This is a genomic window from Pseudomonas sp. RIT357, from assembly GCF_000632245.1.
Lineage (GTDB): Bacteria > Pseudomonadota > Gammaproteobacteria > Pseudomonadales > Pseudomonadaceae > Aquipseudomonas > Aquipseudomonas sivasensis.
The window spans coordinates 572,894-593,945 of record NZ_JFYX01000001.1 but is presented as its reverse complement, the minus strand read 5'-3'; the positions used below and the strand labels follow the sequence as shown (position 1 = coordinate 593,945).

Below are 21,052 nucleotides of genomic sequence, written 5' to 3'. Positions count from 1 at the left end.
AGTTTGGCCCAAGCGTTTGCTTGTGTATGCTCCGTCCACGTTTCGGGCTCACCATTATAAGAACACTGCCTATGACCCTCAGCACCGACCTGCCTGGCCCCTCGATGGCGCCTGCGCAGGTTATCCATAAACACTACGCCACTGAGATGGCGGTCGAGCGCACTCGCCTGTTGTATCAAGGTTCGCTGCTGCCGACCCTATTAATGTTGGTGAACGGCCTGGTATGCGCCTGGCTGCTGTGGAACCCCAAACAATACCTGCTCGACAGCATCTGGCTGGTGTGGCTCCTCGCCCTGGTGGCCATGCGCGTGATCCAGGTGGCGGCGTTTGATTCGGCGATGCCAAGCCGACAGGCGCAGCCGGTGTGGCGGCGCATGTTCATGCTCGGTTCGGCGGTCAGTGGCCTGACGCTGGCCACTGCGGCCATCGCCCTGGCGCCGGTTAACAGCTTCATGCAGCAAGCCTGGGTGTTCGGCCTGATCGGCGCGGCGACATTATCGGCCAGCGTGGCCTACGCCGTGAGCCTGCCGGCGTTTCTATCCTTCGCTGTGCCGTGCCTGGTGCCGTCTATTGTCTACCTGTTATGGGATGGTAGCCCGCAGCAACAAGGTTGGGGTGTGCTCGGCCTGATCCTGCTGGTGTCGCTGAACCTGGTGGCCTGGCAGGTCAACCGCCTGATCCAGCGTGAACTCCTGCGGCGTTTCCAGAACCAGGCGCTGATCGAGCATCTCCAGCAGGCGCAGCAGCGCAGCGAACAGTTGAATCAGGATTTGGTGCGTGAAGTCGAGCAGCGCCGTCAGGTCGAGCAAGAGCTGCGCGAAGCCCAGATCGGCCTGCAGGACCGTGTGGCGCAACGTAGTCAGGAGTTGGACGTCGCCAGCCTGGCCCTGAATAAAAGTGAAGCGCGTCTGGCCATGGCGTTGCAAGCCAGCGAACTGGGCTTGTGGGACTGGAACCTGCAAACCGACGAAGTCCATCACACCCAGCTCAAAGAGTTGTTCGGCCTGGAGCCGGAGTACGTCACGGCCATGCTCGGCCACCTCAAACCGCGCTTGCACCCGGATGACTTACCGTTGCTCAAACGCGCGTTGGTGGAGCACCTCAAGGGGCGCACCGAGGATTACCAGGTGGAATACCGCGTGCGCCATGGCGATGGTCACTGGGTATGGATCGAAGACCGTGGCCGCGCGGTGGAGCGCGCTGCGAGCGGGCGAGTGATTCGAATGCTCGGTACGCGGCGCGACATCAGTGCCGGCAAGGCGCTCGAAGAACAACAGCGGCTGGCCTCGACGGTGTTCGAAGCCGCCAGCGAAGGCATCGTGATCCTCGACCCGGATTACGCGCTGATCGCAGTCAACCAGGCCTTCAGTCGCGTCACCGGCTTTGACATCGATGACATGCTTGGTCGCAACGTGGTGGAGCTACCCAGCAGCCGCGATGCCCGCCGTCACTTCCCGGTGATCCGCCAAGCTTTGCTCAGTCACGGCACCTGGCAGGGTGAACTGGTGGAAACACGCAAGAACGGCGAGCTTTACCCGCAGTGGCTGCAATTAAATGTTGTGCGCGATGTTCGTGGAAAAGTCAGTCACATCGTGGGCTTCTTCGCTGATCTGTCGGCGCGGCGCGAGTCCGAGGAGCGCATGCGCTACCTCACTCACTACGATGAATTGACCGGACTGGCCAACCGCTCGCTTTTCCGCGAACGGCTGCGCGAAGCCCACCAGCGCGTGCGCCAGGGCGGGCGCAGTCTGGCGTTGCTGCATATCAACCTGGACCGCTTCAAGCTGCTCAATGACAGCTTGGGTCATGAGGTGGCCGATCAGTTGCTGCAAAAGATGGCCCGCCGGTTGATCAATGCCTTGCCCGAAGCCGACACCATTGCACGCCTGTCCGGCGATGAGTTCGCTGTCTTGTTCGACGCCTACGGTAGCCTGTCGAGCCTGGCGCGGGTGGCCACGCGGCTGCTGGCCAAGCTGCGAGTGCCGGTGACGGTGGAGGGGCATGAGCTGGTGGTTAGCGCTTCGATGGGCGTGAGTTTGCTGCCGGACAATGCGCGTGAAATTTCCGAGCTGGTCAACCAATCGAATATGGCCATGCAACACGCCAAGCACCTGGGCGGCAACAACTTCCAGTTCTACACCGACAGCCTGCAAGGCAGCACCCTTGAGCGCCTGCAGTTGGAAAACCATCTGCGTAAAGCCATCGAGGAGCGCCAGCTTTCGGTGTTCTACCAGCCGAAACTGTGCCTGGCCACCGGTAGGCTCAATGCTGCTGAAGCGTTGGTGCGTTGGGAGCATCCACAATGGGGCATGGTGCCGCCCTGCGACTTTATCGGCCTGGCCGAAGAAACGGGCCTTATCGTGCCGCTGGGCGAATTCGTGTTGCGCGAGGCTTGCTGGCAAGCCTGTGAATGGCAGCGCCAGGGGTTGGCTTCGATTCGGGTGTCGGTGAATCTCTCGGTTCACCAATTGCGCCAGGGCAAGCTGGTCAGCCTGGTGCGCCAAGTATTGGAAGAAACCGGCCTGGACCCGCAATACCTGGAGCTGGAACTGACTGAGAGCCAACTGCTCGACAGCGTTGAACACATCATCGCTACTTTCCAGCAACTGCGTGACCTGGGGGTGAAGCTTGCCATCGATGACTTTGGCACGGGTTACTCGTCCCTCAGCTACCTCAAGCGCATCCCTGTGGACTACGTGAAAATCGACCAGACCTTTATCCGTGGGCTCGGACAGGGGCGCGAGGATGCGGCCATCACCCGAGCGATTATCGCCATGGCCCACGGCTTGGCGCTCAAGGTCGTGGCCGAAGGCGTGGAAGATCAGCAGCAGCTGGATTTCCTGCGGGCGGAGCGTTGCGACGAAGTGCAGGGGTATTTGATCAGCCGGCCGATGCAGGCTGACGGGTTGGCAGAATTGTTACGGAAAAATGCAGATTATCCTTAGCGACGCCAAGGGCGCCGGAGTGGCTACAAAGCTCCTGGCCTTTGAATATGAGGGTGGCAGGGCAATTAAGTGATGCGTCGGACGGGCAAAACGACAATTCTTGTAGTATAACTACAAGCTTGCTACATCCCCTGGCCCTGCCAATAACAAGAGTCCGTCCTTTGAACCTGTTGCAACATATCGCCCAGTCGCGCCACCTGTTACGCAAATCGGAACTCAAGGTTGCCGATCACGTGCTGCTTGACCCTGCGGCTGTGATGCACAGTTCCATGGCCGACTTGGCCCACAGCGTTGGCATCAGCGAGCCCACCATCGTGCGCTTCTGCCGCGCCATCGGTTGCTCCGGGTTCCAGGACCTGAAACTCAAATTGGCCCAAAGCCTGGCCGCCGGTGCCAGTTTTGGTCAGTTTGCAATCCATGAAGACGACTCCGTCGCCGATTACAGCCTCAAGATCTTTGACACCACCTTGCACACCCTCATGGAAGTGCGCGAGAAACTCGACCCGGTGGAGCTGCAAAAAGCCGTGACTGCCATGTCCCAGGCCCAGCGTGTGGAGTTCTACGGCTTCGGTGCGTCCGGCGCGGTGGCGGCAGATGCCCAGCACAAATTCTTCCGCCTGCTGCTGACAGCAGCGGCTTACAGCGACCCGCATATGCAGGCGATGTCGGCGGTGACTTTGAAGCCGACGGATGTGGCGATCTGTATTTCCCAGTCGGGCCGCTCCAAGGACCTGCTGATCACCGCCAATCTGGTGCGTGAAAGCGGCGCGTCGTTGATTACTCTGTGCCCGAGCCAGACGCCGTTGGCCGAACTGTCCACAGTCAACCTGGCGATCGACGTGCATGAAGACACCGAGATCTACACGCCTCTGACGTCACGCATCGCCCATCTGGTGGTAATCGATGTGTTGGCGATGGGCGTGGCCATGGCGCGCGGACCGAGCCTGGTCAACCACCTCAAGAGTGTGAAGCGCAGCTTGCGTAGCCTGCGGTTGTCGCCCAAGTCCGTCAAAGCCCTCGACGACTGATCCAGGGCCATACACGCTCAAAATGTGGGAGGGGGCTTGCTCCCGATAGTAGTGGGTCAGTCAAAGAGAAATCGGCTGATGTACTGTAATCGGGAGCAAGCCCCCTCCCACATTGGGATTGTTTACCTATTCGGAAGATTCATCGTCCTGTAACCCCCGCGCCGTTAAACCGTCATCGCTACGACCCATCCTGTACTCCCCGTACTCGATTTGGGAGACACCAAATGGCCCGTCCCTACGAAGACAGCAACAGCACTGTAAAGACCCGTCGTCAGCAGGAAGACCAGCGTCGCATGGCGTTCCGTCGCGCAATTGAAGACCGTTGCCAGGAGCGCCAACTGCTCCAGAGCATCAGTGACTACCCAGAACTCCACTGGCAGGCACCCGCGGCTGCCCAGCGAAGCGTTCAGCCAGCGCGCTGATTTGCACACGCTCGCTGCGAATAAAGCCCAGGAACGCATGGGCCACCGGTGACAGGCGCTTGGCCTTGGCTTGCACCAGGCACCAACTGCGGTACAGCGGCAGCTCTTCCACCGGCAGCTCCTTGAGCCCGCCGGTGGCCAGTTCCATATTCACCGCATGGCGCGTCAGCAAAGCCACGCCCAAGCCTGCGCACACGCATTCACGCTGCGCCTCGGCCGAAGCCACTTCCACCGTCTGGGTGAAGTGCACGCGCTTCTCCTTGAAATACTCCTCGCAGGCCAGTCGCGTGCCGGAGCCCGGTTCGCGCACCAATAGTGTGTAAGGCTCCAGGTCTTGCAGACGCAGTGGCCCCTGCAGACTCAATGGATGATCGGGTGGAGCGACGGCAACAATCGGATTGTTGAGAAACGGCAGGAATTCCAACCCCATGTCTTGGGGCACCATGGACATAATCACGAGGTCGTCGCGGTTGTCGGAAAGACGCCGGATCACCTGGGCGCGGTTGACCACTGTCAGGTGCAGTTGTACTTCCGGATGCTGACGCTTGAACGCGGCAAACAGGTGCGGCACGAAATACTTGGCACTGGATTCAATCGCGAGCTTTAGCTGACCTTGCAATGAACCTTGCATGTCCGACAGCTGCATATCGAGGTTTTCCAGGCGCCCGAAGATGTCACGACTGGCCCGTTGCAGCGCCTCGGCGGCCTCGGTCATGTAGAGTTTTTTACCCACATAATCGAACAGCGGCTGGCCGATCAGCTCCTCCAGCTGACGAATTTGCAGGCTGACGGCCGGTTGTGTCAGAGACATTTCCTCGGCTGCACGGCTGTAAGAGCGTAAATCGCACACTTCATTGAAAATCTGCAATTGACGCAATGTCATACGCATCAATGACTTACGCATAATTCAAATACCCATCCCGGCCGTAATGCGGTGACTATAAGTCTTTACTTATACACAACCCAATAATTATTGATTTTTGTTAATCCCTGCTGGGGCTTAGTGTGTGTCTCGCGACTGTCATGAAACATTTAGTCACGCGCCGACCCAGCTCCAGGGGTCGAAGAACGCAGCAATCGGCTCAAGGGAATTTCCAAGTGATAAAAAAGATCCTGATCGCCAACCGTGGTGAAATTGCCGTACGAATCGTGCGTGCTTGCGCCGAGATGGGCATTCGCTCGGTCGCGGTCTATTCCGACGCCGACCGCCACGCGTTGCACGTTAAACGTGCCGACGAAGCTCACAGCATTGGTGCCGAGCCTTTGGCCGGTTATCTAAACCCGCGCAAGCTGGTGAACCTGGCCGTGGAAACCGGTTGTGATGCGCTGCATCCTGGCTATGGCTTCCTGTCGGAAAATGCCGAGTTGGCAGACATCTGTGCTGAGCGTGGGATCAAGTTCATCGGCCCGTCCGCTGAAGTGATCCGCCGCATGGGCGACAAGACCGAAGCGCGCCGCAGCATGATCAAAGCCGGCGTGCCGGTCACGCCAGGCACCGAAGGCAACGTCGCCGACATCGCCGAAGCCCTCACCGAAGGCGACCGCATTGGTTACCCGGTGATGCTCAAGGCCACCTCGGGTGGTGGCGGTCGCGGGATTCGTCGTTGCAACAGTCGCGAAGAACTTGAACAAGCCTTCCCCCGCGTCATCTCCGAAGCCACCAAGGCCTTTGGTTCGGCGGAAGTGTTCCTGGAAAAATGCATCGTCAATCCCAAGCACATCGAGGCGCAGATCCTCGGTGACAGCTTCGGCAACGTGGTGCACCTGTTCGAGCGCGATTGCTCGATCCAGCGTCGCAACCAGAAGCTGATCGAGATCGCCCCAAGCCCACAGCTGACCCCTGAACAGCGCGCCTACATCGGCGACCTGTCGGTGCGCGCGGCCAAGGCCGTGGGCTACGAGAACGCCGGCACCGTGGAGTTCCTGCTCGCCGAGGGCGAGGTGTACTTCATGGAAATGAACACCCGGGTTCAGGTGGAACACACCATCACCGAAGAAATCACCGGGATCGACATCGTTCGTGAGCAGATCCGCATCGCCTCGGGCCTGCCTCTGTCGGTGAAACAGGAAGACATCCAGCACCGTGGCTTCGCGTTGCAGTTCCGCATCAACGCGGAAGACCCGAAAAACAACTTCCTCCCAAGCTTCGGCAAGATCACCCGTTATTACGCGCCCGGCGGTCCCGGCGTGCGCACTGACACGGCTATCTATACCGGCTACACCATCCCACCGTTCTACGACTCCATGTGCCTCAAACTGGTGGTGTGGGCGTTGACCTGGGAAGAAGCCATGGACCGCGGCCTGCGTGCCCTGGACGACATGCGCCTGCAAGGCGTGAAGACCACCGCCGCCTACTACCAGGAAATCCTGCGTAACCCGGAATTCCGTAGCGGCCAGTTCAACACCAGTTTTGTGGAAAGCCACCCTGAGCTGACCAACTACTCGATCAAGCGCAAACCCGAAGAGCTGGCCCTGGCCATCGCCGCCGCCATCGCCGCCCACGCAGGCCTGTGAGGAACATAATAATGAGCAAGAAAATCTTCGTTACTGACACCATCCTGCGCGACGCCCACCAATCGTTGCTGGCGACCCGCATGCGTACCGACGACATGCTGCCGATCTGCGATAAGCTCGACAAAGTTGGCTACTGGTCCCTGGAAGTCTGGGGCGGCGCGACCTTCGACGCCTGCGTACGCTTTCTGAAAGAAGACCCGTGGGAGCGCCTGCGCAAACTGCGCGCCGCGTTGCCTAACACCCGCCTGCAAATGTTGCTGCGTGGTCAGAACCTGCTGGGCTACCGCCATTACAGCGACGATGTGGTGAAAGCCTTCGTCGCCAAGGCAGCAGTGAATGGCATCGATGTGTTCCGTATCTTCGATGCGATGAACGATGTGCGTAACTTGCGCGTGGCCATCGAAGCCGTAAAAGCCGCCGGCAAACATGCTCAAGGCACCATCGCTTACACCACGAGCCCGGTGCACACCATCGACGCGTTCGTGGCGCAGGCCAAGCAACTGGAATCCATGGGTTGCGATTCGATCGCGATCAAGGACATGGCCGGCCTGCTGACCCCATACGCCACCGGCGAGCTGGTCAAGGCGCTGAAGGCCGAGCAGAACCTGCCGATCTTCATCCACTCCCATGACACCGCCGGCTTGGCCGCGATGTGCCAACTCAAGGCCATCGAAAACGGTGCCGACCATATCGACACGGCCATCTCCAGCTTCGCCTGGGGCACCAGCCACCCGGGTACCGAGTCGATGGTCGCCGCCCTTAAAGGCAGCGAATTCGATACCGGCCTCGACTTGGAACTGCTGCAAGAGATCGGTCTGTACTTCTACGCCGTGCGCAAGAAGTACCACCAGTTCGAAAGCGAATTCACCGCCGTCGACACCCGTGTGCAAGTCAACCAGGTACCGGGCGGGATGATTTCCAACCTGGCCAACCAGTTGAAAGAGCAGGGCGCCCTCAACCGTATGAGCGAAGTACTGGCCGAAATCCCGCGTGTGCGTGAAGACCTCGGCTTCCCGCCGCTGGTCACGCCAACGTCGCAGATCGTCGGCACTCAAGCGTTCTTCAACGTGCTGGCCGGTGAGCGCTACAAGACCATCACCAATGAGGTGAAGCTTTACCTGCAAGGCGGCTACGGCAAAGCGCCGGGCACTGTGAACGAGCAGTTGCGTCGCCAGGCCATCGGCAGCGAAGAAGTGATCGACGTGCGCCCAGCCGACCTGCTTAAGCCAGAGATGACCAAGCTGCGCGGAGAAATCGGCGCATTGGCCAAATCCGAAGAAGACGTGCTGACCTACGCCATGTTCCCGGACATCGGCCGCAAGTTCCTCGAAGAACGCGACGCCGGCACCTTGGCCCCGGAAGTGTTGTTACCCATCCCTGAAGCCGGCGGCGTAGCCCGTGCCGGTGGCGAAGGTGTGCCGACCGAGTTCGTCATCGACGTACACGGCGAAAGCTACCGCGTGGACATCACCGGTGTCGGCGTGAAAGCCGAAGGTAAGCGTCATTTCTACCTGTCCATCGACGGCATGCCGGAAGAAGTGGTGTTCGAGCCGCTCAACGAATTTGTCGGCGGCGGCAGCAGCAAGCGCAAGCAGGCCAGCGAGCCGGGCCATGTCAGCACCGCAATGCCGGGCAATATCGTTGACGTGCTGGTCAAGGAAGGCGACGTGGTCAAGGCCGGTCAGGCGGTGTTGATTACCGAAGCCATGAAGATGGAAACCGAAGTGCAGGCACCGATTGCCGGCAAGGTGACCGCTGTTCATGTGGCCAAGGGCGACCGGGTGAACCCTGGCGAAATCTTGATTGAAGTCGAAGGCTGATACAGCCTTCGACACTAACGTTTAATCCTCGGGGGGCATGTGCCCCCTTTTTTTTCGCCTTTAAAACGCCATCGCCCACTGGCCCGTCAGACCCTGGTTGCGGCTGTTGCTGCCAAATTCCGCGGTGTAGGCCAGGCCGACGCTGTGTTCGGCCGACAGCGTCAGGTCCAGGCCGGTGCGCAGCGCGAGGCTGTTGCGGTCAAGAGACGTGCCGCCGATGGTGAACTCACTGTTGAAGTCCTCGCGTTTTTCATGGACGAAGGACTGGCGCACGCGGCTGTCGACATTGCCATACAGGTGTTTCCAACTGCTGCTCAGGTGCGGTTTGAGGGTCATGCGGTTGCCCAGCGCGAAGTCTTGGGAGACACGCACGCCGAAGGTATTGCTGAGGTTTTGCTGGGTTTGTGCGCCAACGTTCAGCGCGCCGTAGCCGCCTTTTTCCTCGAAACGATCACGCTGGTAGCGCTGGAAACCGACGGCGGCATAGGGCTCGGCGCGCCAGCCGGCAGCGTCCAACTGATAGCCCAACTCGGCAAAAGCGTTCTGGCTGTGGGCCTTGTATTTGCCGCTGAGCTGCTCACGATAGTCGAGCAAGCCTAGATCGACCGAGCGTTTGTTCTGCCCGCGATGGCTGCTGTAAAGCGCACCGAGGCGCATCGAGAGCGGCCCGTCCTGACGTGCGGCGTAGGTGCCGAGGTGCCAGCTGTCCACTTCACCCTTGAAACCCTTGGTGCTCAAGTCGCTGCCGGACTTGCCGCCCACCACACCGATTCGCCACGCGTGGTCGATTGACCAGTCGGCGCCGAGCAGCACGCCTTGGGTGCTTTGGCTCAAGCCGGCACTGCCGTGTTGGGCGTCGAGCCTGCCGCCGCTGTCCAGGCCCTGCAGCCAAACTCGGCCTGTCTCGCGGGTGTCCATATCTAACTGACGTACTGCCGAGAGCAGGCTGGCGTTCAACTGCTTCAGGGCGTTTTGCGTGGCGGTGCCCAGATTGGCGTTTTGGCTGCCGGCCAGTTGCTCAAGCGCGGCCCCGACCTGGCCGGGTGCAAGGCTGGACAGGTACTGACCGTAATCGTCCAGCTCGTCCTTGGCCTGTTCGCTGATTTCGTCCGACGCGTACAGTTCATCCACGGCAGCGTCGAGCACGCGGGCGACGTTCAGGCCGTTGCGACTCGTCGTCCGATCCGCGAAGTAGAAGTCATCTGGCCCTGGGACGGCCGGTTCGAACTGTCGGCTTTCATCGGGCATGACAATCCAATCAAGCCATTCGCTGTCCGGCTCCATATCGCCCCGTGCCTGCGCGTCTTGAGTACTCGCGACACCCAGCGACAGCATGATCGCCAGTGCGAGTTGTTTGTGTATGAACGGCATGTAGGCCCACCTCTTGATATTTGAGGCGGGGAATTTAGCGATGCTCAGGCGGGATAAATGTCAGGCGCAGTGCCGCTGGATTGCAGGAGACTTCCCAGGTCTTGTGCGATAAGGCGCGCGGTTTGCAGAGGGGGGCGGGTGCGACGCCCGCTCTACTGACTTTACCCGCGCCGAACATAGCCCTTGCCAAAGTGACGTTCCATCCGCGCCTGGATCAATTCCAGGGCGAGGGACATCACCCAGTAGATGATCGCGGCGGTGGTGAGCATCTCGATGTAGCGATAGCTTGAGCGGCCGTAGGATTGCGCGAGGAACATCACTTCCCACACGCCCATCACCGAGATCAGGGACGAGTCCTTGAGCATCGAGATGAATTGGTTAGTCGCGGGCGGAACAATGGTGCGCATGGCTTGGGGCAGGGTGACGTGCCAGAAGATCGCGTTATCGCGCATGCCCAGCGCGAGGGCGGCTTCGCGTTGGCCGTGGGGCACGCCGAGGATGCCGGCGCGGAAGATTTCGCTCAGGTACGCGCCATAGTTCAGCGACAGTGCAATGATCCCAGCCGTGATCGCGCCGGGCACCAGGCCCAGTTGCGGCATGCCCAGATAGATCAGCAGGATCTGGATCAGCAACGGCGTGCCACGGAAGAACGAGGCGTAGAAGGTGGCGATGCCAAACGCCACCGCGCTGCTGGACAGGCGCCCCAGTGCCGTGACGAAGCCCAGCGCCGACGACACCAGAATCGAACACAGGCACAGGAACAGCGTTAACGCCGCGCCCTGCAGGAAACCATTGGGCGCCAGGTGCAGGCCGACCAGGTTGGGCAGCTTGTCGAGAATGATCGAGAACTTCAGGTCAAAGCTCAGGAAGAAGCTCGCAAACAGGGCGAACAGCGCCGCCCAGGTCAGGTAAAGCCGCGTGCGAAAACTCATCGGCTGATATCAGCGCCGATCCATTTTTGCGACAGCTTGCTCAAGGTGCCGTCCTGCTTGAGCTGGGCAAACACCTCACGCACTTTGCTGTCCCACGCGGCGTCGCCTTTTTCGATAGCTACCGAGTTGGGCTCCGAGTACAGCGGTTCGCCAGCAAGCTTGAAGCGTTTGTCCTGGGTCAGGCGAGGCTGTGCGGTCACCAGGTTGGTAAGGATCGCATCCAGGCGCACGCCAGCACCGAGGCCGAGGTCCTGGAAGGCGACGTTGTCAGTGTCGTACGGCGCGATCTGCACCTCTTCGAACGGGTACTGCAGTTGCGTGTCTTCGGCGCCTTCGATCACCAGGTTCTTGTTCAGATAGCTTTCATAGCTGGAGGCACTGGTGAGGCCGACTTTCTTGCCGCTCAAATCCTTGGCGGCGTGAATGCGGTCGTCCTTGGCATTGACCACGATCACGGCCGGCGAGGCGTAGTACTCCACCGGGAAGTCGAACACTTCGGCGCGGGCCTTGCTCGGGGTCATCGAGCAGATGCAAATATCGTAGCGCCCGCTCCAGCGGCCAGCGGCGATCACGTCCCACGATGGCGTTTCCAGACGCAGTTTCACACCCAATTTTTGCGCCACGGCCTTGGCCACATCGACGTCAAAACCATCCAACTGGTTCTGGTCATTGAGAAACGAGAACGGCGGATAGCTTTCCATCAGCACGCCCACCAGCTCTTTTTTCTGTTCGATCCGGTCCAGGGTCGTACCGCCAAACGCCTGGGTGGAGGCAGCCAGTGTCATCAGGCCCAGGGCCAGCAGGGGTTTAAGTTTCACGAAGGACACCTTTAGAAAAAAGAGTTGGTATGAAGCGAATTGAACGTATTAAATAGTTATAAGAACGACTCTCATAGTGAGTTATTTTCATAAGCTTATGAGTAAAAAGCATATGGGCGCAGAAACAGTAATTCTCGATGGCGGCATGGGCCGTGAACTGCAGCGCCGTGGCGCGCCGTTTCGCCAGCCGGAGTGGTCGGCATTGGCGCTGAGCGAAGCGCCGCAGGCGGTGGAGGCTGTGCATGCGGCCTATATCGACAGCGGTGCCAACGTGATCACCAGCAACAGCTACGCGGTGGTGCCGTTTCATATCGGTGAAGCGCGGTTTGCTGCCGAAGGCCAGGCCTTGGCGGCGTTGGCCGGCGAATTGGCGCGTCGTGCGGTAACGGCGTCGGGCAAAAACGTGCGGGTGGCCGGTTCGCTGCCGCCGCTGTTTGGCTCCTATCGTCCGGACTTGTTTGAAGCACAGCGCGTGTCTGAGTTGCTCACCCCACTGGTGCAGGGGCTCGCGCCCCACGTCGACTTGTGGCTGGCGGAAACTCAGAGTTCAATCGTCGAGGCGCGGGCGATTCATGCGGGCCTGCCTCAGGATGGCAAGCCGTTCTGGCTGTCGTTTACCTTGAAAGATGAAGACACTGACGACGTCCCGCGCCTGCGCTCCGGCGAGCCGGTGGCAGACGCGGCCGAAGTGGCGGCGCAGTTGGGTGTGCAAGTGTTGTTGTTCAATTGCAGCCAGCCGGAAGTGATTGGCGTGGCCATCGACGCGGCGCGTCAAACCTTCGAGCGTCTGGGCGTGTCGATCCAGATCGGCGCCTACGCCAATGCCTTCCCGCCGCAACCCAAGGAAGCCACGGCCAACGATGGCCTGGATCCGTTGCGCGAGGACCTCGATCCGCCGGGCTACCTGCATTGGGCCGCGGACTGGCAGAAACGCGGTGCCAGCCACCTGGGCGGTTGCTGCGGGATCGGGCCGGAGCACATTGCGGTGCTGGCCCAGAAGCTGAACTAAGGCTTAAGCCTGGCGGCACTGCGCCAGGCTTTTTACCTGACCCGAGGCGGTTTGGTTGGACTCCGACAACCACGCCTCAAACCCCGCGCCCACCGTCGGCCATTCCGAATCCAAAATCGAATACCACGCCGTATCCCGGTTCTGCCCCTTGACCACCATATGCTGGCGGAACACCCCCTCAAAACTGAACCCCAACCGCTCAGCCGCATATTTGGAGCGGGCGTTGCCGTTGTTGCACTTCCATTCCAGGCGGCGGTAGCCCTGCTCGAACGCGTATTTGGCCAAGAGGTACACCGCTTCGGTGCTTTTGGGTGAGCGCTGCATCGGTGCGCCGAAGGTGACATGCCCGATTTCTATGCGGCCTTGGGCCGGGACGATGGACATCAGGCTGAGGATGCCCTGCACCTGGCCGGTCGCGCGGTCGACGATGCTGAAGAAGTACGGGTCGGTATTGGCCGCGTGGTTGTTCAGCCACGCATCGAACGCGGCGCGCTCGGTAAACGGGCCGTACGGCAAGTAATCCCACAGCTTGGGGTCGGCGCCGGGGCCTTCGAGGGCTTGCCACAGTTGATCGGCGTGGCGCGCCGGGTCGAGTTTTTCCAGGTGGATAAAGCGCCCTTCGAGCAGTTGAGCGGTGGGCGCCGGGACGCCTTTCCAGTCGGCGAGGGAAGTAGACATGCTGCGCTCCTTAAAGACCTTTACGAAATTGAATGAAGCCAGGGCGTTCGGCGATGCGCTCGTAGAGTTGGATCGCGGTGGCGTTGGTCTCGTGGGTCAGCCAGTGCACCTTGCAGCAGCCGTCGGCCTTGGCAGTGGCGTAGACGAACTCGATCAGTTTACGGCCGACACCGGTGCCGCGTTGGGCAGGGTCCACCAGCAAATCCTGCAAATAGCAGGAGTTCTCGATGCTCCAATTAGATCGGTGATAGATGAAGTTGACCATGCCCACCGCCTTGCCGTCCTGCCAGGCCAGTGCCGAATGGGTCGGCTCGCTGGCGTCGATCAGGCGCTGCCAGGTGCTTTGGCTGACGGCGTCCGGCAGTTCGGTGTTGTAGAACGTCAAGTACGCCTGCCACAGCGGCAACCAGGCGGCGTGGTCGGCTGCGGTGACCTGGCGGATGTCGATCTGGCTCATTCTGAAACTCCTTGGGGAATAAAGCGTGCGAGGGTCTGGTCGCGCACGTCCGCGCTGGCGGCGAGGCCGTCGCGCACGCCGGCGATGTCCGCCGCGCTGTGGTTCTGGCTGAGTTTGCGTTTGCCGATCAGGCGATCGATGGGCAATGCAAAGCCGACGATGGCCTTGAGCATGCCGTCGATGTAATCAGCGGGGGCGTCGCTGACTTTCCATGGTTGCGCACGGTTACCTTCGTGGCGGTCGGTGAGGGCGCTGACCAGCGCCAGCAGGCGCTCGGCATCGGTAAACACCTCGGCCTCGCCGTAGGCATGCACGGCGATGTAATTCCAGGTCGGCACCACTTTGCCGTGCTCGGCCTTGGCCGGGTAAAACGCCGGGCTGATATACGCGTCGGCGCCGGCAAAAATCAGCAGGGCGTCGTTGCCATTCTGTAAATCGCGCCACTGCGGATTGGCCTTGGCCAAGTGCCCGTAAAGCGTGCCGTTGGGGCCTTCATCGGGGTTGAGCAGCAGCGGCAAGTGGCTGGCTTGCAGGCCTTGCTCGCCAAAGGTCACCAGTTGCGCCAGGCGGGTGTGCTGGATCAATTGATGCAGTTCGGGTAAGTCGTCGAGGGCAAAGGCGCGAGGTGTGTACATGAATATTTTCCTTGGCGAATGCCAGCATCCTAGGCAGGCTAATGGTCCGTTGTAAGAGCCATCTACGGCCAATTTCATAGGTCCAATATGTCGCCGACTGCGCCGCCTCTGTCATTCAACCCCGCCGGTATCGAGCTGGATCGCGGCCAGGGCCTGACGCGCCAGCTCTATGAAGCCCTACGCCAGCGCGTACTCGATGGTCGCCTGATCAGCGGCACGCGCCTGCCGGCCAGCCGTGACCTGGCCGCCGCGCTGTCGATTTCCCGCAACAGCGTGGTACGTGCCTACGATCAGCTGTATGCCGAGGGGTTTATCGAAGGGCGTGTCGGCGATGGCACTTACGTCGCTCAACTGCCCTCGACGGAAAAACTATCCACAAAAGTACCCACAGGGTTACACACAGGCTTATCCCCAGCCTTATCCACAAAATGGGAAAATTTGCCAGCGGATCTCGATGATGAAGTTATCCACAGACCGGCCCTGGGGCGACTGCAAAACCACTATCTGTCGCAGCCACCCGCAGGGCCGCCGAAGGCGTTTCGGGTCGGTGTGCCGGCTTTCGATCTGTTCCCGTTCGAGGTCTGGGCCAAGCTGAACGGGGCATTCTGGCGCAAGCCGGACCTGCAACAGCTGTGCTATGGCGACCCCGCAGGCGATGGGCGTCTGCGCGGGCTGATCGCGGCATACCTGCGCAGTTCGCGGGGGATGCAATGTACGGCTGAGCAAATAGTGATCACCAGTGGTGCACAGCAGGCGATTAGCCTTTGTGCACAGTTGCTGGTGGAGCCCGGCGATGGCGTGGCCGTGGAAAACCCTGGCTATCGCGCCGCAGGCCATGCATTCGCCCTGGCCGGTGGGTGCCTGCATGGGGTGCCGGTGGACAGTGACGGCATCGACTGCCAGGCCCTCGATCAACTGGGCGACTGTCGCCTGGCGTACGTCACGCCTTCCCATCAATACCCTTTGGGCGTGGTGATGAGCCTGGCGCGGCGCTTGGAATTGCTGGCCTGGGCCGAGCGCCGAGGCGGCTGGATCGTCGAAGATGACTACGACGGCGAATACCGATACAGCGGCGCGCCCCTGTCACCGTTGGCCGCGCTGGACCGCAGTGGTCGCGTGCTCTACGTGGGCACCTTCGGCAAAGTCGCGTTTCCGGCACTGCGCCTGGGTTATCTGGTGTTGCCGTCGGGTCTGGTGGACGCCTTCTCACGGCGCCGCGCTGTCGATATGCGCCACTCGGAAGTCAGCACTCAGGCAGTGATGGCCGAGTTCATGGCGGCGGGCCATTTTCAACGGCACATCCGCCGCATGCGCCGCGCAGCATTAAGCCGGCGCAATGCCTTGCTGGCCGGTTGGCCCAGCGGTCTGCCGGGGGTTGGCGAGTTGCCGAGCGTAGCGGCGGGGCTGCACATGACGGTGCGCGTGGACAGCTTGGCCCGCGAACAGCAACTGCTGGAGCAGGCCCGCTCGGCCGACGTTGAGGTCAATGGTCTGAGCAGCTACTGGCTGGCGCACTCCACCACGCCGGCGGATCAACGCGCCGGCCTGGTGTTGGGGTTTGCCGCCGTGCCTGAAGCCGCGATTGCCGACGCGCTGAAGCGTCTGCGCAAGGCCTGGGGCGCCGACAAGCAGCACGGTCAGCTGTCAAAAAACAGCGATTTGGCGAGTTTCGACCCGATCTGACTGCGGTAAATCGCAATCTGGTCGTGGTCGTTCAAGCCGGTGCGCTGCAGGCTTCCCCCTTGCTTCTGTTGTTCACGCGTCTTGAGGTGCCCGGCGATATATTCTTCGGCGGCCGCTTGCGCTGAGCTGTAGTGAAAGTGGGCATACCACAGCACGTTGTGGGTTTGATGGTCGCGTATTTCGTACTCGTCCAGAAAGTCTTTGCCCGGCCCCTTGAGGCGACGCCGGGTGATGACCTTGGCAATTTCCACCAAACCCCGGTCAAACAGCCACTCCACCCGTGCCGCTGTGGGCGGTTGCTGCTTGGTCATGCTGATCCGGGTCGTGGTGCCCAGCTCGTACAGGCGCTGCGCCGTGTCGTTGAGCTGCTTGTTAGTGGAGGCTGCGGAAGGGCGATCGCTTTCGGTCAGATTACGTTGGGTCAACGCTTCTTCGATGCGGCTGACGGCACGCTCCAGGCGAGCGGCGTATTGGTGGAACATCTCCTCGATTTCGACCGGAATGCGCCCGGCCTTTTTTGAGTGGCCCAGGGTCCGCAAGGTCGCGGCAGGTTCGTCCTGAAGCAACTGGTCACCCTCGTTGAGGCTCACGTTCAGGTCTATTGCCTGGGGCGGTCGCGGTCCGGAAGGGCGGCTGTCGCGTTCGACCCACACCCCAGGCTCTTTCTCATGGAAGGTCGCAATGACTTTGCCCGTCAGCGGCGACTTTACATCCACCAGCCCTTCTTCGGCCGCGCGCGGTTCGCCGACCACCACGCCGTTGAAGCGTGTCTTGATGATCTTGCGCTTGGGGGGTGATGCGGTTTTCGAACTGCCGGGCTTGGGCTCCAACGCTTTGCTTTCCCTGAGCAACAGGGCCAGCTCGCGAACGACGTGCTGATTGAATTCGTTGATCTGCTTGCGCAGGGTTTCCAGGGGCTCGCGCTGTACCTGCTCGGGGTATTCGGCATGCAGGTCCAGCAGGCGCTGGTCAACGATGGAAAATTGATCGACCAGGCTGTTGAGCACGTCGATACGCTCCTCCAACGAGCGAATAGCCGTGTCGGCCAACGCCTCCGTGCAGCTCTGTATGTGAAGATCGGCGGCATCGACGATGGTGTCGAGCAGCTCGCGCGCAGTATCGAACGCTTCGCCGTCGCCCTCTTGGACGCACAGGTGACGGGCCAGGGTGACTTGAAACGCCTTCAAGTCCCGCAATTGAAGCTTGGGCAGGGCGTGCTGCGTGCTCTGAATGACCTTGTTGCCGTCGATGCCAAGCGTTTCCAGTTCATGAAAACGTGTCTCCACGTACTCCATGCGTCTGATCATTTCGCCCGTCATGTCCGACATGGCCCGGGCGGTTTGTGTCTTGGTCTTGGCATCAATGCCGGTGACCGACTCAAGGCTCGGGACGGAGCTTTCCAGGGTTTCACGGAACCGCGGTAAGCGTTGGTTGATGGCGGAGCGCGTCAACAGCAGTTGCTTGTGCAAATAGTCGATCATGGAGCTCTGGTAGTTGGGCACGTTATCGATAATGCCCAGTGACCTGAGTTGGCGGATCGGCACGTCGTAATCCAGGATTCGGGCGTCGACCTTGTCGATGAAGCTCTGGCGGCGCAATTCGGTGGAGGGGCCTGCTTCGTCGCCTATCGCCGTGTGTGCGCCGGCGATTTCCGACTGCCTGCTGCGCTCATTGGCGTCGAATTCGTCGAGCTGCCTGCGCAGGTCGCCGATTCGAGACGTATTGCGGGTTTGCACGGCCTTGCGCCGGTTTTTGAAGCCACCACCGCGCAGGCGCATGCGTGTGTCCACAAACCATTGGCCCGCCTTGTTGTTGAGTAGCATGGGGCCCATTCGCGAGGGATTGCCTGGGTCGATGATGACCACGTTATCCGCTTCGTCTACGTTGACTTCGAACCAGCGCGTGCCGACCACGGCGTACCATTTCTGGGCGTTCGGGTAGAGGTGCAGATAGATACCAGGCTCTGTGACCTGAGGTTCCAGGCCCGCGGGCCTCTCGATTTTGAAGCTGTCCAGCGTGGCCTCCAGGCTTGGACGGTCGGTGGGGATGGCGCCGCGAATGTTCAGCAGGCCCTGATGCCGACTCGGCAGCTCGGTGCCCGTTACGTTGTCCAGCCGGGCCACGGAGGTTTTGCTGGGCGGCGGCTCGATTTTTTCGGCGGGTTCGACCGCTGACGATTCTGTTTTCAGCCTGGTTTCTTCGCTGGGTTTTTCGACCGGCGCGTGACGCAAGGCCCCGTGCAGCGCCAGGGCCATGCCAAGGTTGAGTAACAGGTCGACCTGGGCTATCCAGGCGCCTTCGGGGTCCGCTTCGGTGTTGTCCTGCTGGGCGATGTCCTGCAAGTCATCCATGATCTGCCAGATCCAGGCGGCGATACCGGCCGTGCGCCCCAGGAACGGCAACGTCGCATTGAAGATTTGCCAGCCTGCCTGGCGCAAGGTTGCCCAGCGTTTTTGCGCATTGGAGACTGACTGGCGGCCCGCCAGTTCGACCATGGCCTCGGCATTGGCTTTGAACAGTGCGGCCAGCGGGGCTGCGCCAAGCACCTGGTCGCTCAAGGTAATGGAGCCGCTCATGTACACCATGACCTGCGGCTCGACCAGCCCTCGAATGACCGTCCATGGCGATGGCCATTTATCGGGGAATACATACTGCGCGTAGTTGAAGCGCGCCGCCTCTGGCAGCCAGGCCAGCACCGAGTCGCGAAGTGGGCGCGTGTGTTTGATGGCGTAGATCAGGTTTTGCCGTGACGGATACTGCAGCAGCGTTGGTTCCAGCAAGGGACGGTACAGCAGGCACGGGCCCGCGGCGGCGTCTTTGGCGCCGATCACGAACATATTGGCAACCACATCCTGATCATTGCCGGGGCGCAAGGTCGGTAAGAATGCCAAGGGGCGAATGACAATCTCCTGCCCGTCGACGAGTCGCCCGTGGTCTTCGTCCTGAATTACGGCAGCGACGTAGCGCGCACCGAGTTCATCGACCCCGTGCTGTTGGCGAATCTTGAGTTGCAGTGCCAGCAAAGGCAGCTGTACGCGCAAATGGTTGATGTAGAGCGTTTGTCTGCCCTTGGCCTGAACCGTATCTTCCAGCAGCGTGCGCTTGATCAGCGCCGGGTAGTGCTGGCCGATATCGATGTTTTCAATCACGCCCTTCAGGTAGGTGTAAGACAGCCACGGGGGAGCTGCGCTGCCGTTATAGAGCACGCGGGGTTGGCCGGTCGGCAGGCCTGTGAGGTTTTCCAGGGCTAGGTCGATCAGGTTACGGCGTGTGATGTCCGGCGCCGTGGGCACGATGAACGTGCTTCCCCAGACAACCGGGCTTTCGATGTGAACTTCGATCTTGTCGACGTTGATGTTTGCACCTTGGGCGTGCGCACGAATCTGGCTCTGCAACTGATCGCGGGTGTATTCGCGGATCGGCGCAATATCGTCATTGAAGGATGCGCCCTTCTGGAGGGTATGCAACTCGGCAAGATCGATCAGGCGCCGACTGTAGGTGGAAATATCCAAGTCCGAGGCGTGGGCCAGCCAGTCGGGCAACCGCTCATGGATGTCACGGATATTGGATAGCGAGTGATCGCTCAAGTCCTCGACCACCGGCAGGACGTTGGCAACCGCGACCAGGGGGCTGGCGTCGGCGTCCACGTTGATCGCTTTGCGGTCGTCTTTGTCAATCGAGCCTATTGCGTCGAGTTGCAACGCAATCAGTGCGCCGGCCAGGCTGTCGAAGAAATTGCCCGGCGGTTCGTACAGCCGCCACTGCAGGCTTAGCTCATTGTTCCGTGCGTTCATTCGGTCGGGCAGTTGTTCTCCGAATTGCTCCAGCGAGTCGAATTTTTCGTAGCCGTTGACCAGTGAGTAAACCAGGACCCGCTGGCCCTGCTCATGCTCGCCAATCACTACGGCGATGTCCATGAGGGCGGTGTGAGCGGTCTGGCTGTCTTGCAGCGCATCAACGTCGATCAGGTAGGCGTGAGTGTTGTAGCTGTCCTGGGCAGAGCGTGTGGCTCGCTCCGGAAAAAGGAACAGCGACCTGGCTATGGCGCAATCATGTTCATCCCAGCCCTCTTGCGCCGTGACATTCCATACTTTGCGCAGGGATTGTGAGAACACTTTCCAGCGGTGCCCGCTTCGGCCATCGGAGGCATTCCAGTAATTGAGGTACTGCTCCTGGAAGGCAGACAGCATCAGTTCTGACAGCTCATTGATCATGCGCGCAATGGCATCGATTTTTACCGGTAAATGCACCGGTGGCCGGGCGTCGGGTTGCAGTGTCAGGAAGTGTTCGCCATCGAGGTAGATCACCGGCTTCGGGTTCAGCATCTGGCTTGCCAGCACCGAAGTGAGCGACATGGCATAGGCCGGGGCGGATAGGACTTGATCATCGACGACGCGCCAATTCGGCGTGACGACCATGGCCAGGTCCGGGTCTATGGCCAGGGTTGGATACAGCTCCTTGAGCGCCGAGCGCAGGGTCACGGCGGCCACCTCCCGGCTGTTCGGGCCGGAGGTCAGTTGAGTCAGTAGCTCATAGGTAGTAGGGGGTCGATTGTGGCTGGTGGCCGACGGATGATCAGGAAGCGTTGCTTCAGGCATAGGCAAGTCCTTTGCAGAAATGAAGGGCGCTTGAGCGTGGGTGGCTCGGGGCCCTTTCTTGGGAGGTACGGCGCCGCGGTGCGGCGCCGTTGCAGAGGACAACGGTAGTGAGGGGAGGATTGGCGCGGGCGGTAATTACTTA

The 21,052-nt window shown here is 60.7% G+C and carries 15 protein-coding genes; 7 read left to right on the top strand and 8 right to left on the bottom strand.

Going from position 1 to position 21,052, the window contains the following annotated elements:
* Positions 1-71 precede the first annotated feature (71 nt).
* The 3 genes from BW43_RS24480 to BW43_RS29185 all read left to right on the top strand — a co-directional run bounded on the left by BW43_RS24480 (position 72) and on the right by BW43_RS29185 (position 4,395).
* On the top strand, positions 72-2,945 hold the full coding sequence (locus BW43_RS24480) for an EAL domain-containing protein (RefSeq protein WP_032884483.1): 2,874 nt from the start codon (positions 72-74) through the stop codon (positions 2,943-2,945).
* A gap of 161 nt (positions 2,946-3,106) precedes the next feature.
* The gene (gene hexR, locus BW43_RS24485) at positions 3,107-3,973 is read left to right on the top strand and encodes a transcriptional regulator HexR (RefSeq protein ID WP_003177007.1); all 867 of its coding nucleotides are present in this window, start codon (positions 3,107-3,109) and stop codon (positions 3,971-3,973) included.
* A gap of 224 nt (positions 3,974-4,197) precedes the next feature.
* Positions 4,198-4,395: a PA3496 family putative envelope integrity protein gene (locus tag BW43_RS29185; RefSeq protein ID WP_081797576.1), complete on the top strand. Its 198-nt coding sequence runs from the start codon at positions 4,198-4,200 to the stop codon at positions 4,393-4,395.
* On the opposite strand, the gene BW43_RS24490 is transcribed toward BW43_RS29185, so the two are convergent.
* Positions 4,325-5,299 carry a LysR family transcriptional regulator gene (locus BW43_RS24490; RefSeq protein ID WP_032884482.1) on the bottom strand — a complete coding sequence of 325 codons (975 nt, stop codon included), beginning with the start codon at positions 5,297-5,299 and terminating at the stop codon, positions 4,325-4,327. The two genes, BW43_RS29185 and BW43_RS24490, sit on opposite strands and share 71 nt — an antisense overlap.
* Positions 5,300-5,493: 194 nt before the next feature.
* Between BW43_RS24490 and BW43_RS24495 the strand changes: the two genes are divergently transcribed.
* Both BW43_RS24495 and oadA read left to right on the top strand, forming a co-directional pair.
* Positions 5,494-6,909 carry an acetyl-CoA carboxylase biotin carboxylase subunit gene (locus BW43_RS24495; protein WP_003213442.1) on the top strand — a complete coding sequence of 472 codons (1,416 nt, stop codon included), beginning with the start codon at positions 5,494-5,496 and terminating at the stop codon, positions 6,907-6,909.
* A gap of 11 nt (positions 6,910-6,920) precedes the next feature.
* Entirely contained in the window at positions 6,921-8,729 is a 1,809-nt protein-coding gene (gene oadA / locus BW43_RS24500) for a sodium-extruding oxaloacetate decarboxylase subunit alpha (RefSeq protein ID WP_032884481.1), read from the top strand.
* Positions 8,730-8,789: 60 nt separating this feature from the next.
* Here oadA and BW43_RS24505 read toward each other — a convergent pair whose 3' ends face one another.
* The 3 genes from BW43_RS24505 to BW43_RS24515 form a co-directional block, all read right to left on the bottom strand.
* Positions 8,790-10,100 carry an autotransporter domain-containing protein gene (locus BW43_RS24505; protein ID WP_032884480.1) on the bottom strand — a complete coding sequence of 437 codons (1,311 nt, stop codon included), beginning with the start codon at positions 10,098-10,100 and terminating at the stop codon, positions 8,790-8,792.
* Positions 10,101-10,261: 161 nt separating this feature from the next.
* Positions 10,262-11,032, bottom strand: coding sequence for an amino acid ABC transporter permease (locus tag BW43_RS24510; protein WP_032884479.1), 771 nt, complete (start codon positions 11,030-11,032; stop codon positions 10,262-10,264).
* Complete coding sequence (locus tag BW43_RS24515) at positions 11,029-11,850, bottom strand: ABC transporter substrate-binding protein (protein WP_032884478.1); 822 nt, start codon at positions 11,848-11,850, stop codon at positions 11,029-11,031. The genes BW43_RS24510 and BW43_RS24515 overlap by 4 nt, the downstream gene beginning before the upstream one ends.
* 112 nt (positions 11,851-11,962) lie before the next feature.
* Here BW43_RS24515 and BW43_RS24520 point away from each other — a divergent pair, with 112 nt between their 5' ends.
* Complete coding sequence (locus BW43_RS24520) at positions 11,963-12,859, top strand: homocysteine S-methyltransferase family protein (protein WP_032884477.1); 897 nt, start codon at positions 11,963-11,965, stop codon at positions 12,857-12,859.
* Between the two features lie 3 nt (positions 12,860-12,862).
* Here the strand turns inward: BW43_RS24520 and BW43_RS24525 are convergent, their stop codons facing one another.
* Genes BW43_RS24525 through BW43_RS24535 form a run of 3 tightly spaced genes read right to left on the bottom strand, consistent with a single transcriptional unit; the run spans position 12,863 to position 14,629 of the window.
* Positions 12,863-13,537, bottom strand: a complete 675-nt coding sequence (locus BW43_RS24525; RefSeq protein WP_032884476.1) for a GNAT family N-acetyltransferase — start codon at positions 13,535-13,537, stop codon at positions 12,863-12,865.
* Positions 13,538-13,547: 10 nt separating this feature from the next.
* Positions 13,548-13,994 (bottom strand): GNAT family N-acetyltransferase, encoded by a 447-nt coding sequence (locus tag BW43_RS24530; RefSeq protein WP_032884475.1) that lies wholly within the window; start codon positions 13,992-13,994, stop codon positions 13,548-13,550.
* Complete coding sequence (locus tag BW43_RS24535) at positions 13,991-14,629, bottom strand: FMN-binding negative transcriptional regulator (RefSeq protein WP_032884474.1); 639 nt, start codon at positions 14,627-14,629, stop codon at positions 13,991-13,993. Before BW43_RS24535 ends, BW43_RS24530 begins: the two co-directional genes overlap by 4 nt.
* 87 nt (positions 14,630-14,716) lie before the next feature.
* Between BW43_RS24535 and BW43_RS24540 the strand changes: the two genes are divergently transcribed.
* Positions 14,717-16,312, top strand: coding sequence for a PLP-dependent aminotransferase family protein (locus BW43_RS24540; protein ID WP_032884473.1), 1,596 nt, complete (start codon positions 14,717-14,719; stop codon positions 16,310-16,312).
* Here the strand turns inward: BW43_RS24540 and BW43_RS24545 are convergent.
* A complete protein-coding gene (locus tag BW43_RS24545; protein ID WP_032884472.1) occupies positions 16,267-20,910 on the bottom strand; it encodes a dermonecrotic toxin domain-containing protein in 4,644 nt (1,547 codons plus the stop codon). The two genes, BW43_RS24540 and BW43_RS24545, sit on opposite strands and share 46 nt — an antisense overlap.
* Positions 20,911-21,052: the final 142 nt, after the last annotated feature.

What these genes read in the sequence shown, in the direction of transcription:
- BW43_RS24480 (WP_032884483.1), top strand. Translation starts at nt 72, where the DNA reads ATGACCCTCAGCACCGACCTGCCTGGCCCCTCGATGGCGCCTGCGCAG.
- BW43_RS29185 (WP_081797576.1), top strand. Translation starts at nt 4,198, where the DNA reads ATGGCCCGTCCCTACGAAGACAGCAACAGCACTGTAAAGACCCGTCGT.
- BW43_RS24490 (WP_032884482.1), bottom strand. Translation starts at nt 5,299, where the DNA reads ATGCGTAAGTCATTGATGCGTATGACATTGCGTCAATTGCAGATTTTC.
- oadA (WP_032884481.1), top strand. Translation starts at nt 6,921, where the DNA reads ATGAGCAAGAAAATCTTCGTTACTGACACCATCCTGCGCGACGCCCAC.
- BW43_RS24505 (WP_032884480.1), bottom strand. Translation starts at nt 10,100, where the DNA reads ATGCCGTTCATACACAAACAACTCGCACTGGCGATCATGCTGTCGCTG.
- BW43_RS24510 (WP_032884479.1), bottom strand. Translation starts at nt 11,032, where the DNA reads ATGAGTTTTCGCACGCGGCTTTACCTGACCTGGGCGGCGCTGTTCGCC.
- BW43_RS24520 (WP_032884477.1), top strand. Translation starts at nt 11,963, where the DNA reads ATGGGCGCAGAAACAGTAATTCTCGATGGCGGCATGGGCCGTGAACTG.
- BW43_RS24525 (WP_032884476.1), bottom strand. Translation starts at nt 13,537, where the DNA reads ATGTCTACTTCCCTCGCCGACTGGAAAGGCGTCCCGGCGCCCACCGCT.
- BW43_RS24530 (WP_032884475.1), bottom strand. Translation starts at nt 13,994, where the DNA reads ATGAGCCAGATCGACATCCGCCAGGTCACCGCAGCCGACCACGCCGCC.
- BW43_RS24535 (WP_032884474.1), bottom strand. Translation starts at nt 14,629, where the DNA reads ATGTACACACCTCGCGCCTTTGCCCTCGACGACTTACCCGAACTGCAT.
- BW43_RS24540 (WP_032884473.1), top strand. Translation starts at nt 14,717, where the DNA reads ATGTCGCCGACTGCGCCGCCTCTGTCATTCAACCCCGCCGGTATCGAG.
- BW43_RS24545 (WP_032884472.1), bottom strand. Translation starts at nt 20,910, where the DNA reads ATGCCTGAAGCAACGCTTCCTGATCATCCGTCGGCCACCAGCCACAAT.